Origin of the sequence: Crenobacter caeni, from assembly GCF_010435965.1 — a bacterium.
GTDB lineage: Bacteria > Pseudomonadota > Gammaproteobacteria > Burkholderiales > Chromobacteriaceae > Craterilacuibacter > Craterilacuibacter caeni.
Genome location: NZ_JAAGAA010000011.1, coordinates 55,178 through 69,783 on the forward strand (window position 1 = coordinate 55,178; position 14,606 = coordinate 69,783).

The window sequence follows — 14,606 nt, forward strand, 5'->3', positions numbered from 1 at the left end:
GCCTTGCCGCCCCTTGCGCGCATCTTCGCAAGAATCGGCTTGTCCGCCGCTGGGCGCCTCCCTATCGTCAGGGTGATCCCGCAGACGGAAGCAATGTCATGAGCGCCAACGATACCGCTACCCGCCACTACGCCCTGGTCGAGGCGGCGATCCGCCACCTGCGCGCGCACGCGCACGAACAGCCGACGCTGGAAGACCTTGCCCGTGCGGTACACCTCAGCCCCGGCCACCTGCAGCGGGTGTTTTCCGAGTGGGCCGGCGTCTCGCCCAAGCGCTTTTTGCAGTACCTGAGCAAGCAGCACGCGCTTTCCGCGCTTGCCACATCGCAGGACATGCTGAGCGTCACCCACGCGCTGGGCCTCAGCAGTGGCAGCCGTCTGCACGAGCTGATGGTCACCTGCGAGGCGATGACGCCGGGCGAAATCCGCGCAGGCGGACAGGGTGTCACCGTCGGCTACGGCTGGGGGCCGTCGCCGTTCGGCGGCGCGCTGATCGGCTGGACGACCCGCGGCGTCTGCCACCTGGCCTTCGCCGGCGCGCCGCGGGCCGAACTCGAGGCCCGCCTCGCCACCGCGTGGCCGCGGGCAGCGCTCCGGCGCGACGACGCCGCCGCCCGCGCCTGGCTCGAGCGCGTGTTCGCGCCGGCCACGTCCGGCGCCCCGCTGCCCCTGCTGCTCAAGGGCAGCAACTTCCAGCTAAAGGTGTGGGAAGCACTCTTGGACACCGGCTGCGGCCGGCTCGTCTCCTACCGCCAGCTGGCGGGCATGGCCGGAGCGCCGCGCGCGGCCCGCGCCGTCGGCAGCGCGCTCGCCGCCAACGACCTCGCCTACCTGATCCCCTGCCACCGGGTGATCCGCGAAGGCGGCGAGGTTGGCCAGTACCGCTGGGGCGGCGAGCGCAAGCAGGCGATCCAGCTGTGGGAGGCCGCCCGCCTGGACGGCGACGGGTGCTGATACAAAAACCGGGCGGGTTTCCCCCGGCCGCCCTTTGCGTCAAACTGTCATCTTTCTGTAATGCCCCGTCCTTATCCTTGCGCTGACCATAGAACGGGAACGTCTCGCACATGCCAGCCAATATCCTGCTCGTCGAAGACGAGCCGGCGATCCAGGAACTGATCGCCTTCAACCTGACCCAGGCCGGTCACCACGTGCTGCGCGCAGGCAGCGCCGAGGCCGCGCATACGCTGATCAACAGCGCGCTGCCCGACCTGATCCTGCTCGACTGGATGCTGCCCGGCGCGTCCGGCGTCGATATCGCGCGCCGCCTGCGCAGTGACGAGCGCACCCGGCAGATTCCGATCATCATGCTGACCGCGCGCTCGGACGAGCAGGACAAGGTGGTCGGGCTGGAGACCGGCGCCGACGACTACATCACCAAGCCGTTCTCGCCGCGCGAGCTGCTCGCCCGCATCAAGGCGGTGCTGCGCCGGCGCGCACCGCAGATGACCGACGACGCGGTCGAGGTGAACGGCCTCAGGCTGGATCCGGTCACCCACCGCGTCAGCGTCGGCGGCCAGCCGCTCGACCTCGGCCCGACCGAGTTCCGCCTGCTGCACTTCTTCATGACCCACCCCGAGCGCGTACACTCGCGCACCCAGCTGCTCGACCAGGTGTGGGGTGACCACGTGTTCGTCGAGGAGCGCACGGTCGACGTGCATATCCGCCGCCTGCGCGGCGCGCTGGAAGCCACCGGCCACGACGCGCTGGTGCAGACCGTGCGCGGCGCCGGCTACCGTTTCTCCAAGGAAGCCTGAGGTCAGCTTGCGGGAATTCGTCCAACGATCGCTGTCGATCGCGCTCTTCGTCACGCTGGGCGCGCTGGCCCTGGCGCTCGCCTTCGGCGCGGCCGTCGCGCTTGCCGCCGCGCTCGCCGCCACCCTCGTCTGGCTGGGCTTTCACCTGTGGCATGTCGCGCGGCTGATCGCGTGGATGCAGCACCCCAGCCCCTACCATATGCCCGAGGGCTACGGCTCGTGGCACGCGGTGTTCATGGGGCTGTACCGCCAGGCGCGCAAGCAGCATGAAGGGCGCAAGAAGCTCGCCGGCACGCTCGAGCGCTTCACCAGCGCGGGCGAGGCGATGCCCGACGGCGTGCTGGTGCTCGATGAACACGAGCGCATCGAGTGGATGAACCCGATGGCGGTCGAACATTTCGGCCTCGACCGCAAGCGCGACACCGGCAGTCAGGTGCTCAACCTGATCCGCCACCCGGCGTTCCACGGCTACCTCGCCGCCGGCCGCTTCAACCAGCCGCTGACGCTGGTCACCGGCCACGCGCGCGAACGCGTGCTGTCGATCCAGCTGGTGCCGTTCGATTTGTCGCGCAAGCTGCTGCTCTCGCGCGACATCACCCAGCTCGAACGCGTGCAGACCGTGCACCGCGACTTCGTCGCCAACGTCTCGCACGAATTGCGCACGCCGCTGACCGTGGTCGGCGGCTTTATCGAGACGCTGTCCGACATGGACCATGTCGACGACGCCACGCTGCGCCAGTTCCTGCCGATGATGCTCGAACAGTCGCGCCGCATGCAGCGGCTGGTCGAGGACCTGCTGGCACTATCCCGGCTGGAAAACGAACCGAGGCAGACCGAACTCGAACGCGTCGACATGGCTGCACTGATGAACACCTTGCGCGTCGAGGCCGAAGGCCTGTCGCAGGGCCGCCACCGCGTCGAGGTGCTCGACGCCGCACCCGACGCACTGTGGGGCAATCCGTTCGAATTGCACTCGGCGTTCGGCAACCTGGTGTCGAACGCGGTGCGCTACACGCCGGAGGGCGGCCGCATCACGCTCGCGTGGCGCGCCGGCCCCGACGGCGGGCGCTTCACCGTCACCGACACCGGCATCGGCATCCCGCGCGAGCATATCCCGCGCCTGACCGAGCGCTTCTACCGGGTCGACCGCGGCCGCTCGCGTGCCAGTGGCGGCACCGGGCTGGGTCTCGCCATCGTCAAGCATGTGCTGGCACGCCACCGCGCGCGCCTGGACGTAGAGAGCAAACCCGACCAGGGCAGCAGCTTCAGCGTCAGCTTCACCCGCGAACAACTGTGTGGGGCGGCAAAGACGGGGACAGACCCGGCCTGAGCATTCCGGCGCAACAATTCCTCCTGATGACTTACGGGTGTCTATAGCAGATGGGCAACACCTATGTTTCACAGGAGACCATCATGCATAATGCGCCAAAAAAAGCCGCTCCCATCCGGAACCTGTCCCTGCTCGCGCTGGGTAGCCTCACCCTCGCCGGCTGCCTGGGGTCCGGCACCGGGGACATCCCCAGCAGCATCGAAATCAAGACGTCCGGCCAGAGCGCGTCGGACAGTCCCGCCACCCCGTTCACGGTCACGTCTGTCAAGCCAGCCACCCCGTTCAGTACAACCACGGCAAACCTGGCGATCACACCCACTGTCGGCACATCGACCAGCACGGGTAGCACGTCCACCAACCCGTTTATCGTAGACGCTACCAACCTTGCCGCCTTGTCCGGTACCGGCGCGTCCAGCTTTTCGATTACCCCGACGCTGACGTCCACCTCAAGTAGCAACAACAGCACCCTCTCCGCCCAGTTTTACGCGGCACTGAACACGTTTTTCTCCAATGCCAACCTGTACGGTTTCCTAGCCAATTACTTCAACCCGTCTTGCCAGAATGCATTCGGGACTTTCAGCCCCGGCAACTGGCCGGGGGCTTGCTGGCGGCCATTTAACAGCAGCAGTCCGTTCAACCGCCCCATCCCCGCCAATCCCACAATTGCCAGCAACTCCGCCCAGATCGTTGCATGGCTCAATAGTGGCACCGGCACCCCAAACGACCTGCAGGTGATCGATGACTCGGTGGCGCCGCAACTCGACTACGGCCATCCGACCTACTACTCCAGCCCGACCGACCCAGTATTCACTGTCCAGTACTCATACAGCTGGGGGGCGTCAACGACACTGCCGGCGGGCTCTACGCTGCGCATCCCCGATGCAGCCAAGCCCGCCGGCGGCGAAGATGGCCATATGACCGTCGTCGATCAGGCCAACGGAATGGTCTACAGCTTTTGGTCTGTTACCAGCAAACCTGCTGGTGGCGGCATCCTGCAAGTCGGCGGGGGGGGCGCTGCCAGCATCAACGGCACTGGCATCAGCCCCAACCTGCAAGACACGGTCGGCACGACCTCGGCCGGCTACAGCAACCTCGCCGGCATCATCCGCGCGCAGGAGCTGATCGATGGCCAGATCAACCATGCGCTGTTCGTCAACATCAGTTGCTCGGCCAGCACCTTTGTCTACCCGGCGGTCGAGGTGGCTTACCAGTGTCCGAATAACCCAGGAATCCCCAACGGTACCCACTTCTACCTTGATTACACCCTTGACGAGATCAACGCACTGGCAGTGCCCAACTGGAAGAAAACCATCCTGCGCGCAATGGCGACCTACGGCATGTACGTCGGCGACACCTCCGGGCCGGGAGGTGCAACCTGGGCGCTGGAGGTCGAGTCCGGCCAGACCTATCTCAGCCTGGGTTACCCGCAACCCTTGGTGACCTTCGCCCAGTTGAACAACATCCCGTTCGCCAACGGCCAGCAGTATCGCTTTCCCCTGCAGGCGGGAGTGGACTGGACCCGCCTGAAGGTGCTCGACCCTTGCGTCGCGCAGGGCACCTGCAGCAACTGACCCGGCTTGCCCCACCCTCAGCTTCTTGCGGGCGGTGCACCCCGCAAATGCAACACTTCCGGCACGCGGCGGGCGCCACAGCGGTGCCTGCCGTTGCCGGCGCTTGGCAGCGTCCGCGCGTCGGGGCTAGCATTACGCTCCAGAGACAAGACCACATAAAGACAAAAGCATGAACCGTGTACGCGCCATCCTCCCGTTCGGCCAGCGAGTCTGGCTGGACAACCTGTCCCGCGAACTGATCGCCTCGGGCGAACTCGCCCGCCTGCTCGCCGACGACGGCATCGCCGGCGTCACCTCCAACCCGGCGATCTTCTACAAGGCGATCGCGAACGACGCGCGCTACCGGGACGACCTCGCCCGCCTGAAGGGTGACGCATCGCTCAGCGCCGAGGCGCGTTACGAGGCGCTGGTGGTGCCCGACATCCAGGCCGCGTGCGACCTATTGGCGCCTCTGTACCGCGAAACCGCCGGCGCCGACGGCTACGTCAGCCTCGAAGTGTCGCCGCACCTCGCCCACGACGAGGCCGGTACCCTCGCCGCCGCGCGCCGCCTGTGGGCCGAACTCGCCCGCCCGAACGCGATGATCAAGATCCCGGCCACACCGGCCGGCATCCGCGCCTTCGAAGTGCTGACCCGCGAGGGCGTCAACGTCAACATCACGCTGCTGTTCTCGCTCGCGCAGGTCGACGCGGTATGGGACGCGTATATCGCCGGCCTCAAGGCGCGCCACGCCGACGGCGCGCCGCTGGGCCACGTCAAGGCGGTCGCCAGCTTCTTCCTGTCGCGCGTCGACTCGCTGCTCGACCCGCTGCTGCCGGCCGAACTACAGGGCAAGGTTGCCGTCGCACTGTCCAAGGCCGCGTACGCGCGCTACCACGAGCGCTTCAACGGTGAGGAGTTCGCTCAGCTCAAGGCCGCCGGCGCGCGCGCGCAGTACCTGTTGTGGGCGTCGACCGGCACCAAGAACAAGGCCTACTCCGACGTGCTGTACGTGGAGAGCCTGATCGGCGACGAGACGGTCAATACCATCCCCGACGCGACGCTCGCCGCGTTCCGCGACCACGGCGTCGCCGCCGCCACGCTCGCCACCGGCATGGATGATGCCTTCGTCGTGCTGCAGGGCGCGTCCGATGCCGGCGTTGACTTGGCCGCCACCGGTGACCAGTTGCAGGCCGACGGCCTCAAGCTGTTCGACGAGGCGTTCGACGCGCTGCTCGCGCTTACCGCGTAAGCGCTGCGTTCCGGCAAAACAAACGGGCGGCCTCGGCCGCCCGTTTTGCGTAGGACAGAAGGGGATCAGCCCTGGCGGCGCGCCGCCATGTGCACGCCGGCTTCCTTCAGCTCGTCCTCGCTCAGGAGTTCGCTCGCCAGCGGAAACAGCCATGCCTCCTCGATCGCCGCGTGCTCGCGGTAGAGGCGGACGAAATCGGCAATGTCGATGCGGCTGAGGGCGCTCGCGTCGCCGTCGCGCAGCGCGACCAGGTCGTCGCGGATCGCGGTCCAGCGCGAAATCAGGTAACCGTGCTCGGCCTCGAGCTGCTCGAGCTTGGGCAGGGCGTCCGGACGACGCGCCTGCAACAGCGGGAACAGCTCGTCCTCCTCGTCCTGATGGTGCTGCGGGCCGGCGGTGTCGAAATAGCGCAGCGCGGCGTCGACCGCGCCGACCACCTGCGCGTTCACCCCATGTGCGGCGACGTACGCCGGCAGCTTCTCCAGCTGGTCGCAGAAACCGCGGATCTTGTCGTGGCAGGCCGTCAGCATCTCGATCGGTTCGTCGAACGAAGGGCCGGTCCGGCCCAACTGGTCCAGGGACAGCATGGCAAGACTCCTCAAGCAAATGAACAATGACCCAGTTTGCCAAGCGAAATCGGCAGCGACCATGATCCCGCTCAAGCCGTGGCCGCCTTTTTAAGCTAAATTGCTGGCCTGTCTTCATCATGCACCCGCGCGCGCACCATGCAAGCCGACCCCGCACCCGAACTGACGCTCTCGCCCGACGGCCGCGTCCACCCCGCCCGCCACCTCGCCTCGCCCAACTGCGACGACTACCCGCAAGGTGCAGCGCCGACGCTCTTGGTACTGCACAACATCAGCCTGCCGCCGAACGAGTACGGCGGCCCCGGCGTCGAGCAGCTGTTCGGCAACACGCTCAACCCCGATGAACACCCGTACTACGCGGGCATCGCGCACCTCAGGGTGTCGGCGCACTTCTTCATCCGCCGCGATGGGGAGCTGGTGCAGTTCGTGCCGGTGAACCGCCGCGCCTGGCACGCCGGCGTGTCGGCCTACTGCGGGCGCGAGCGCTGCAACGACTTCTCGCTCGGCGTGGAAATGGAAGGCTCGGACTTCGAGCCGTTCACCGACGCGCAGTACGCGACACTGAACCGGCTCGCCTCACTGCTCGCGCGCGAGCTGCCGCTGAGCGCCGTCACCGGCCATCAGTACATCGCCCCCGGCCGCAAGACCGACCCCGGCCCTTGCTTCGAGTGGGACAGGCTGGCAGGCACGCTGCCCAAGTGGCTGGGCGAGGCGGAAACCGGCGCCTGAGCGCTACCGCGCAGCCAGCCAGTCGGCGCGGCGGTGCAGCTTGTCGCGCCAGGCGGCGGTCAGCGCCGGCACCGCCAGCGCACGCAGGTGCGCCGGGTCCGGCCGGTGCTCGGCCATCGCCTGCAGCAGCTCAAGCAGGGTCGGCGCGGCCGGGTCGACCACCTGCAGCCGCACTTCGCTGGCCGCGTCGATACGCGCGCCCTGCAATACCCGGCAGTACCAGCCGGTCAGGTGGTGGCGGTCGATATGAGCGGCGACACCGTCCTCGCCCGCGCGCGCGTCTATCTTCCAGCACGGGCTGCGTGGCTGGCTGACTTCCAGCACCGCGTCGCCGACCAGCAGGCGGTCGCCCAGCCTGAGTCCGCCCTCGGTCAAGCCGGCCAGCGCGAGGTTCTCGCCGAGAAAGCCGGCGCCCCACGCGGCCGGCGCATGCGGGAACGCGGCGGCGAGCCGCGCGTAGTGTTCGGACGGGAAGCAGTGCACCGCCTTGTCGACGCCGCCGTGCACCCGCAAGTCGGCCTGCTCGTCCTCCAGCGGGCCCGTCGCGCCCAGCGTCAACGCCGGTACCGCCGCCTTGACGATGGCCGATGGCCGGCTGCCGTCGCCCAGGGGCGCGGCACGGCCGGCAAACAGCCCCAACAGCCTGATCTGCATCGTTTTCCTTTCTGCCTCGCCCGGGTCGAGGCACGCACCGCCGAGGCCAACCGCAGGCTCGCCGCGCCAAGCAGGGCGGCACCGGGTCGAGGCGGGCGGCCTGCCGGTCAGCCCTTCTTCCAGCTGATCAGCACTACGGCGGTGACGATGACCGCCATCGCGGTCAGCTCGTGCGCGCCGACATGTTCGCCGAGGAAGGCGACGCCCAAGAGCACGGCGATGATCGGGTTCACGTAGGCGTAGCTGGTCGCCGCCGCGGCCGATACGTTCTTCAGGAGGTAGAGGTAGGCGCTGTACGCGACGATAGACCCGAACACCACCAGATACCCCACGGCCAGCCAGCCTGGCAGGGGCGGCAGCGCGGTCAGCGTCTCGCCCTTGGCGAGGCTCGCCAGCAGCAGCGAGGCGCCGCCGAACACCATCATCCACGCGCTGCCGGCGATGCCCTTGGGCTGCGCGAGGTGGCGGCTCCACGCCGAGCCGAGCGCCCAGCCGGCCGACGCGGCGAGCAGCAGCACCGCGCCCGTCGGGCTCGCCTGCAGGTTGGCGCCCATATTCAGGAAGACCATGCCGGCGAAGCCCAGCGCGATGCCGGCCCACTCAAGCGAACGCGCCTTCTGGCGGAACAGCAGCTGGGCGAACAGCGTCGCGAACAGCGGCACGGTGGCGACCACCAGCGCGGCAACACCACTGGAGACGTCCTTCTCGGCCAGCGTCACCAGCCCGTTGCCGACACCCGGCATCAGCACGCCGAGGATGGCCGCGCCCTTCAGTTCCGCCGCCGACGGCAGCGACCACTGGCGGGTGACCAGCAGCACCGCCATCAGGATCAGCCCGGCGCAGAAGAAACGCACACCGGCCATCATGAACGGCGGCCAGTACTCGACGCCGATGCGGATCGCGAAATAGGTCGACCCCCAGATCACGTACAGGCAGAAGAAGCAGAACAGCAAGAGCAGGCGGTTGGGGGCGGTGGCGGGCATCGGTCTTCCAAAAACGGGCCAAACGGCGGGCAAAAAAAGGGCAGCCGTGACACGGCTGCCGGTGGCGGGTCAGCGGGTGGCGAGCCGCTGCAGGATGTTGGAGAACTCTTCCATATAGGTGTCGTAGCGGGTCGCCAGACGGTCGACGTCGGTCGCGAAGCGGTTGTACGCGATCACCGCCGGGATCGCGGCGAACAGGCCGATTGCGGTGGCGATCAGCGCCTCGGCGATGCCCGGCGCGACGGTGGCGAGCGTGGCCTGGCCGGCGTTTCCCAGCCCGATGAAGGCGTGCATGATGCCCCACACCGTGCCGAACAGGCCGACGTAGGGGCTGACCGAGCCGACGGTGGCGAGGAAGGCGTTGTGGCTCTCCAGTTCGTCCAGCTCGCGCTGGGCGGCGGCACGCATCGCGCGGCGGCTGCCGTCCATGATGTCGGACAGCTCGGCACCCGGCCGGCCGCGCAGCTTGAGGAACTCGGCGAAGCCGGCGTGGAAGATGGTCTCCATGCTGCCGCGCTCGCTGTGGCGCGCGGCGTCCTCGTACAGGCGGGTCAGGTCGGCGCCGCTCCAGAATTTCTGCTCGAAGCTCTCGGCCTCGCGCCGCGCGCCGCGCAGCACCGACACCTTGTTGAAGATCAGCGCCCACGACAGCACCGAGGTGAGCACCAGGCCGGCCATCACCAGCTGGACGACCAGGCTGGCGTTGAGGATCAGGCTGACGACGGACATTTCCTGCATGGGGTTTCCTTGGTCTTAACGCAGCACGCGGCCGCTTTCGAGGTCGATGATGGTCGAGGGTTTGCGCCGGCTGCCGACGCGGCCGGGCAGCGTCAGCACCTGCGCGCCGAACGCGTGCCGGCAGGCCGCGGCGCTTCTGAGTGCACGTTGGCCGGCGCGGTTGGCCGAGGTCGACACCAGCGGGCCCAGCGCGTGGCACAGGCTGGCGGTCTCGCGGTGCGCGGTGACCCGCACCGCGATCTTGCGGTGGCGGCCGCGCAACAGCGGCAGCACCTTGCGCGAGGCGGGGATCAGGAAGGTGGTCGGCCCCGGCCAGTAGCGCGCGACGGTGGCGCGCTCGGCCGCGCTCAAGGGCCGGATCAGGGGCGCGAGCTGTTCGAGGCTCGCGCCGACGACGATCAGCCCCTTGTAGTTGGGCCGCCCCTTGAGCGCGATCACCCGGCGCAGCGCCTGCGCGTTCAGCGGGTCGCACCCGAGCCCGAAGCAGGACTCGGTCGCGTACGCGAGCACGCCGCCGCCACGGTAGACGGCACGGGCCCGCGCAAGCAGCGCGGCGCTGGGTAGCTTTCTAATCGGCAAAGGGTCGCCCTCGGGATGAAGGCGACATTGTAGCAACCGGCGGCCGAGCTGGGCAGCCGCCGCGTTGCAGTGCAGCGCTTAACGGCCGATCGCGCGGTAGCCGATATCGCGGCGCAGCTGGCAGCCGTCAAAGTGCACGGCGTCGGCCACTTGGTATGCACGCGCCTGCGCGTCGGCGACAGTGTCGCCCAGGCCCACCGCGCACAGCACGCGGCCGCCGGACACTACCGCGCGCCCTTCCGCGTCCTCAGCCGTGCCGGCGTGGAACACCATGCCGTCGGCCGTCTCCGCCGGGATGCCGCTGATCACGGCGCCCTTCTGCGGTGCGTCCGGATAACCGGCGGCAGCCAGCACCACGCCCAGCGCGACGCGGCTGTCCCACTTTGCTTGCACCTGATCCAGCTTGCCGTCGACGCCGGCGTCCAACAGTTCGGTGAAGTCCGACTGCATGCGCGCCATGATAGGCTGGGTTTCCGGGTCGCCGAAGCGGCAGTTGAACTCGATGGTGTAGGGCTGGCCCTGCTTGTCTATCATCAGCCCGGCGTACAAAAAGCCGGTGTACGCGTGGCCGTCCTTCTTCATCCCTGCCACCGTCGGCAGGATGATCTCGCGCATCGCGCGCTCGTGCACCTCGGGCGTCACCACCGGTGCCGGGCTGTACGCGCCCATGCCGCCGGTGTTCGGACCCTGATCGCCATCCAGCAGCCGCTTGTGGTCCTGGCTGGTCGCCATCGGCAGCACATGTTCGCCGTCGACCATCACGATGAAGCTCGCCTCCTCGCCCTCGAGGAAGTCCTCGATCACCACGCGCGCGCCGGCCGAACCCATCTTGTTGCCCAGCAGCATGTCGTCGATCGCGGCATGCGCCTCATCGAGCGTCATTGCGACCACCACGCCCTTGCCGGCGGCCAGGCCGTCGGCCTTGATCACGATCGGCGCACCCTTGGCCGTCACATAGTCGCGCGCGGCGGCGGCGTCGGTGAAGGTCTGGTAGCCGGCGGTCGGGATGCCGTGGCGCTGCATAAAGGCCTTGGCGAAGTCCTTCGAGCTCTCCAGCTGCGCGCAGTACTGCGTCGGCCCGAAGATGCGCAGGCCGGCGGTGCGGAAGGCGTCGACCACGCCGGCGGCCAGCGGCGCCTCGGGGCCGACCACGGTCAGCGCGACGTCGTTTTCCTTGGCGAAGGCGGCCAGCCCGGCGATGTCGCTGATCGCGACGTTGGTGAGACGCGTGTCCAGCGCGGTGCCGGCGTTGCCCGGCGCGACGAAGACTTTGGCGACGCGCGGCGACTGCGCGATGCGCCAGGCGAGCGCGTGCTCGCGCCCGCCGGAACCGATGACGAGGATGTTCATGTAAAGCTTTCCGTATGCTGAATTCTTGAGCGACGGCGTAGGGTGGGTTAGGCGGCGACGCCGCCGTAACCCACCTGCCCGGGCCGTCTGCGCATGGCGGTAGGTGATGGTGGGTTACGGCCTGCGGCCTAACCCACCCTACCCCCTCTTAGTGGCGGAAGTGGCGCACGCCGGTAAGCACCATGGCGATGCCGTGCTCGTCGGCGGCGGCGAACACTTCTTCGTCGCGCATCGAGCCGCCCGGCTGGATGATGGCCTTGATGCCCTGCTCGGCGATCACGTCGATACCGTCGCGGAACGGGAAGAAGGCGTCAGACGCGGCGACCGCGTTCTGCAGCGACAGGCCGGCGTCAGCGGCCTTGCGCGCGGCGATACGGGTCGAGTCGACGCGGCTCATCTGGCCGGCGCCGATGCCGGCGGTCTGGCCGTTCGCGCAGAACACGATGGCGTTGGACTTCACGTACTTGGCGACGCGCCACGCGAACAGCAGGTCCTGCATTTCCTGCGCGGTCGGCGCGCGCTTGGTAACCACGCGCAGCTCGTCCAGGCCGACATTGCGGATGTCCGGCGTCTGCACCAGCACGCCGCCGCCGACGCGCTTGAGCTCGTAGTGGTTGGCGCCCGCTTCCAGCGGGATCTCCAACACACGCACGTTCTTCTTGGCGGCGATGATGGCCTTCGCTTCGTCGGTGAACGCCGGCGCGATCAGCACTTCGAGGAACTGGCCGGTCACCGCCTCGACGGTGGCCGCGTCGACCGGGCGGTTGAATGCGATGATGCCGCCGAAGGCGCTGGTGGTGTCGGTCGCGAACGCCAGGCGGTACGCACTCAGCGTATCGGCGGCAATGGCGACGCCGCACGGGTTGGCGTGCTTGACGATCACGCACGCCGGCGCGTCGAAGGTCTTCACCGCTTCCCACGCCGCATCACTGTCGGCGATGTTGTTGTACGACAGCTCCTTGCCCTGCAGCTGGCGGTAATTGGCGATGGAGCCGGCCGCCGGCTCGAGGTCGCGGTAGAACGCGGCCGCCTGGTGCGGGTTCTCGCCGTAGCGCATGTCCTGCACCTTCACCCACTGCGCGTTCAGACGGTTCGGGAAGGCGACGCGGTCCGGCGTGCCTTCCAGCGCGTCCGGCGCGAGGCTGGTCAGGTAGTTGGAGATCGCGCCGTCGTAGGCGGCGGTGTGGGTGAACGCCTTCTTGGCCAGCTCGAAGCGGGTCTTCTTGGCGAGCTTGCCGCCGTTGGCGGCCATTTCCTCGGCCAGCGCCGCGTAGTCGGCGGCGTCGGTGACGATGGCCACGTGCGCCCAGTTCTTGGCGGCGGAGCGCACCATGGTCGGGCCGCCGATGTCGATGTTCTCGATCGCGTCCTCGATGGTGCAGCCGTCACGGGCGATGGTCGCGGCGAACGGGTACAGGTTCACGCAGACCAGGTCGATATTGCCGATCTCGTGCTCGGCCATCTTGGCGACATGCTCGGGCAGGTCGCGGCGGCCGAGGATGCCGCCGTGCACCTTCGGGTGCAGCGTCTTCACGCGGCCGTCGAGCATCTCGGGGAAACCGGTGTAGTCGGAGACCTCGATCACCGGCACCGCGTTGTCCGCCAAGAGCTTGGCGGTCCCCCCTGTCGAGAGGATCTCGACGCCCTGCGCGGCCAGCGCGCGGGCAAACTCGAGAACACCGGTCTTGTCGGATACGCTGATCAGCGCACGTTCGATCTTGGTCATCTGCTTCTTCCCTTTAGTGCTTCCACAAAAAAACGGCCAGTCCGCTGTGGATTGGCCGTTTATCTTCAAATCAAATCGTAGGTTTTCATCTTCTTGCGCAAGGTGTTGCGGTTGAGCCCCAACACCTCCGCCGCCCGCGTCTGGTTGCCCTGCGTATACGTGAGCACGACTTCGATCAGCGGTTTCTCGACACACGCGAGCACCATCTCGTACACCGCCGCCGGCGCTTCGCCGTCCAGGTCGCGGAAATACTGCTCCATCGCCAGTTTGACGGAACGGGAAATATGATCGTGCTCGTGCATGGTTCGCTGTCTTGTTGTTCAGGTCGCTGCGTGTGAACCGGGCCGCCTACGCGGCGTCCCGGGCCTGGTCTGCCGCCGAGTAGTCGAGGCGCTCGGAGCGCCCGGCGAGCAGGTCGAAATAATCGGCGACCGCCTGCCGCTGCCCAGCAGTCTCCTCGAGCTGGTACATCGCCTGGCGGAACGCGTTGGCGTCGTACAGGCCGCGGGTGTACCACGCGATATGCTTGCGCGCGACGCGGCAGCCGGAGTACTCGCCGTAGAAGGCGTACAGCTCGTCCAGGTGCGCGAGCAGGAGCGCGCGGATCTCGGCCACCCGCGGCGCCGGCAGCAGCTCGCCGGTGTCGAGGTAGTGCTGGATCTCGCGGAAGATCCACGGACGGCCCTGCGCGGCGCGGCCGATCATGATCGCGTCGGCGCCGGTGACGTCCAGCACGTGGCGCGCCTTCTCGGGGCTGTCGATGTCGCCGTTGGCGATCACCGGGATGGCGATCGCCTGCTTGACCGCCGCGATGGTCTCGTACTCGGCGTCGCCGTTGTACATGTCCTCGCGGGTGCGCCCGTGCAGCGCGAGCGCGGCGATGCCGGACGCCTCGGCGATGCGGGCGACGGTCAGCGCGTTGCGGGTGTCGCGGCTCCAGCCGGTGCGCGTCTTCAGCGTGACCGGCACGTCGACCGCGCGCACCACCGCTTCCAGAATACGACCGACCAGCGCCTCGTCGCGCAGCAGCGCGGAGCCGGCGGCGACGTTGCACACCTTCTTGGCCGGACAGCCCATATTGATGTCGATGATCTGCGCGCCCTGCCCGACGTTCATGCGCGCGGCCTCGGCCATCTCGGCCGGGTCGGCGCCGGCGATCTGCACCGAGACCGGCTCGGTCTCGCCGCTATGGTCGGCACGGCGCAGCGTCTTGGCCTTGTGCCACAGCGTCTTGTTCGACGTGATCATCTCGGACACCGCCATGCCGGCCCCCATCGCCTTGCACAGCACGCGGAAAGGACGGTCGGTCACGCCGGCCATGGGCGCGACGATCAGTCGGTTCTTCAGCGTGTAGGGGCCGATCTGCATGATGTGT

General features: G+C 68.1%; 15 protein-coding genes. 6 read left to right on the forward strand and 9 right to left on the reverse strand.

The features are described from left to right. The first annotated feature begins 98 nt into the window (after positions 1–98). The 5 genes from GZH52_RS12580 to tal all read left to right on the forward strand — a co-directional run bounded on the left by GZH52_RS12580 (position 99) and on the right by tal (position 5,885). Positions 99–953, forward strand: a complete 855-nt coding sequence (locus tag GZH52_RS12580; RefSeq protein ID WP_163316808.1) for a methylated-DNA--[protein]-cysteine S-methyltransferase — start codon at positions 99–101, stop codon at positions 951–953. Positions 954–1,063: 110 nt separating this feature from the next. Continuing rightward, positions 1,064–1,753, forward strand: coding sequence for a phosphate regulon transcriptional regulator PhoB (phoB, locus tag GZH52_RS12585; protein ID WP_163316809.1), 690 nt, complete (start codon positions 1,064–1,066; stop codon positions 1,751–1,753). A 7-nt stretch (positions 1,754–1,760) separates the two neighbouring features. Then, positions 1,761–3,083, forward strand: coding sequence for a phosphate regulon sensor histidine kinase PhoR (gene phoR, locus GZH52_RS12590; RefSeq protein WP_163316810.1), 1,323 nt, complete (start codon positions 1,761–1,763; stop codon positions 3,081–3,083). Between the two features lie 50 nt (positions 3,084–3,133). Continuing rightward, on the forward strand, positions 3,134–4,654 hold the full coding sequence (locus tag GZH52_RS12595) for a hypothetical protein (protein ID WP_163316811.1): 1,521 nt from the start codon (positions 3,134–3,136) through the stop codon (positions 4,652–4,654). Between the two features lie 169 nt (positions 4,655–4,823). Beyond that, positions 4,824–5,885: a transaldolase gene (gene tal, locus GZH52_RS12600; protein ID WP_163316812.1), complete on the forward strand. Its 1,062-nt coding sequence runs from the start codon at positions 4,824–4,826 to the stop codon at positions 5,883–5,885. Positions 5,886–5,950: 65 nt separating this feature from the next. Here tal and GZH52_RS12605 read toward each other — a convergent pair whose 3' ends face one another. Next, positions 5,951–6,472 carry a hemerythrin domain-containing protein gene (locus tag GZH52_RS12605; protein WP_163316813.1) on the reverse strand — a complete coding sequence of 174 codons (522 nt, stop codon included), beginning with the start codon at positions 6,470–6,472 and terminating at the stop codon, positions 5,951–5,953. 138 nt (positions 6,473–6,610) lie between these two features. Here GZH52_RS12605 and ampD point away from each other — a divergent pair, with 138 nt between their 5' ends. Next, positions 6,611–7,201 carry a 1,6-anhydro-N-acetylmuramyl-L-alanine amidase AmpD gene (gene ampD, locus GZH52_RS12610; RefSeq protein WP_163316814.1) on the forward strand — a complete coding sequence of 197 codons (591 nt, stop codon included), beginning with the start codon at positions 6,611–6,613 and terminating at the stop codon, positions 7,199–7,201. Positions 7,202–7,204: 3 nt separating this feature from the next. Here ampD and GZH52_RS12615 read toward each other — a convergent pair whose 3' ends face one another. The 8 genes from GZH52_RS12615 to dusB form a co-directional block, all read right to left on the reverse strand. Continuing rightward, positions 7,205–7,855 (reverse strand): MOSC domain-containing protein, encoded by a 651-nt coding sequence (locus GZH52_RS12615; RefSeq protein WP_163316815.1) that lies wholly within the window; start codon positions 7,853–7,855, stop codon positions 7,205–7,207. A gap of 107 nt (positions 7,856–7,962) precedes the next feature. Further along, positions 7,963–8,838, reverse strand: coding sequence for a drug/metabolite exporter YedA (gene yedA, locus GZH52_RS12620; protein WP_163316816.1), 876 nt, complete (start codon positions 8,836–8,838; stop codon positions 7,963–7,965). Between the two features lie 69 nt (positions 8,839–8,907). Then, on the reverse strand, positions 8,908–9,576 hold the full coding sequence (gene tolQ, locus GZH52_RS12625) for a protein TolQ (RefSeq protein ID WP_163316817.1): 669 nt from the start codon (positions 9,574–9,576) through the stop codon (positions 8,908–8,910). A gap of 15 nt (positions 9,577–9,591) precedes the next feature. Then, the gene (locus GZH52_RS12630) at positions 9,592–10,155 is read right to left on the reverse strand and encodes an L-threonylcarbamoyladenylate synthase (RefSeq protein WP_203525745.1); all 564 of its coding nucleotides are present in this window, start codon (positions 10,153–10,155) and stop codon (positions 9,592–9,594) included. A 78-nt stretch (positions 10,156–10,233) separates the two neighbouring features. Further along, positions 10,234–11,505 (reverse strand): phosphoribosylamine--glycine ligase, encoded by a 1,272-nt coding sequence (purD, locus tag GZH52_RS12635; protein WP_163316818.1) that lies wholly within the window; start codon positions 11,503–11,505, stop codon positions 10,234–10,236. A gap of 148 nt (positions 11,506–11,653) precedes the next feature. Then, positions 11,654–13,231 (reverse strand): bifunctional phosphoribosylaminoimidazolecarboxamide formyltransferase/IMP cyclohydrolase, encoded by a 1,578-nt coding sequence (purH, locus tag GZH52_RS12640; protein ID WP_163316819.1) that lies wholly within the window; start codon positions 13,229–13,231, stop codon positions 11,654–11,656. A gap of 65 nt (positions 13,232–13,296) precedes the next feature. Then, positions 13,297–13,533, reverse strand: coding sequence for a DNA-binding transcriptional regulator Fis (gene fis / locus GZH52_RS12645; RefSeq protein WP_136554168.1), 237 nt, complete (start codon positions 13,531–13,533; stop codon positions 13,297–13,299). A 46-nt stretch (positions 13,534–13,579) separates the two neighbouring features. Next, positions 13,580–14,599 (reverse strand): tRNA dihydrouridine synthase DusB, encoded by a 1,020-nt coding sequence (dusB, locus tag GZH52_RS12650; protein ID WP_163316820.1) that lies wholly within the window; start codon positions 14,597–14,599, stop codon positions 13,580–13,582. Positions 14,600–14,606 lie beyond the last annotated feature (7 nt).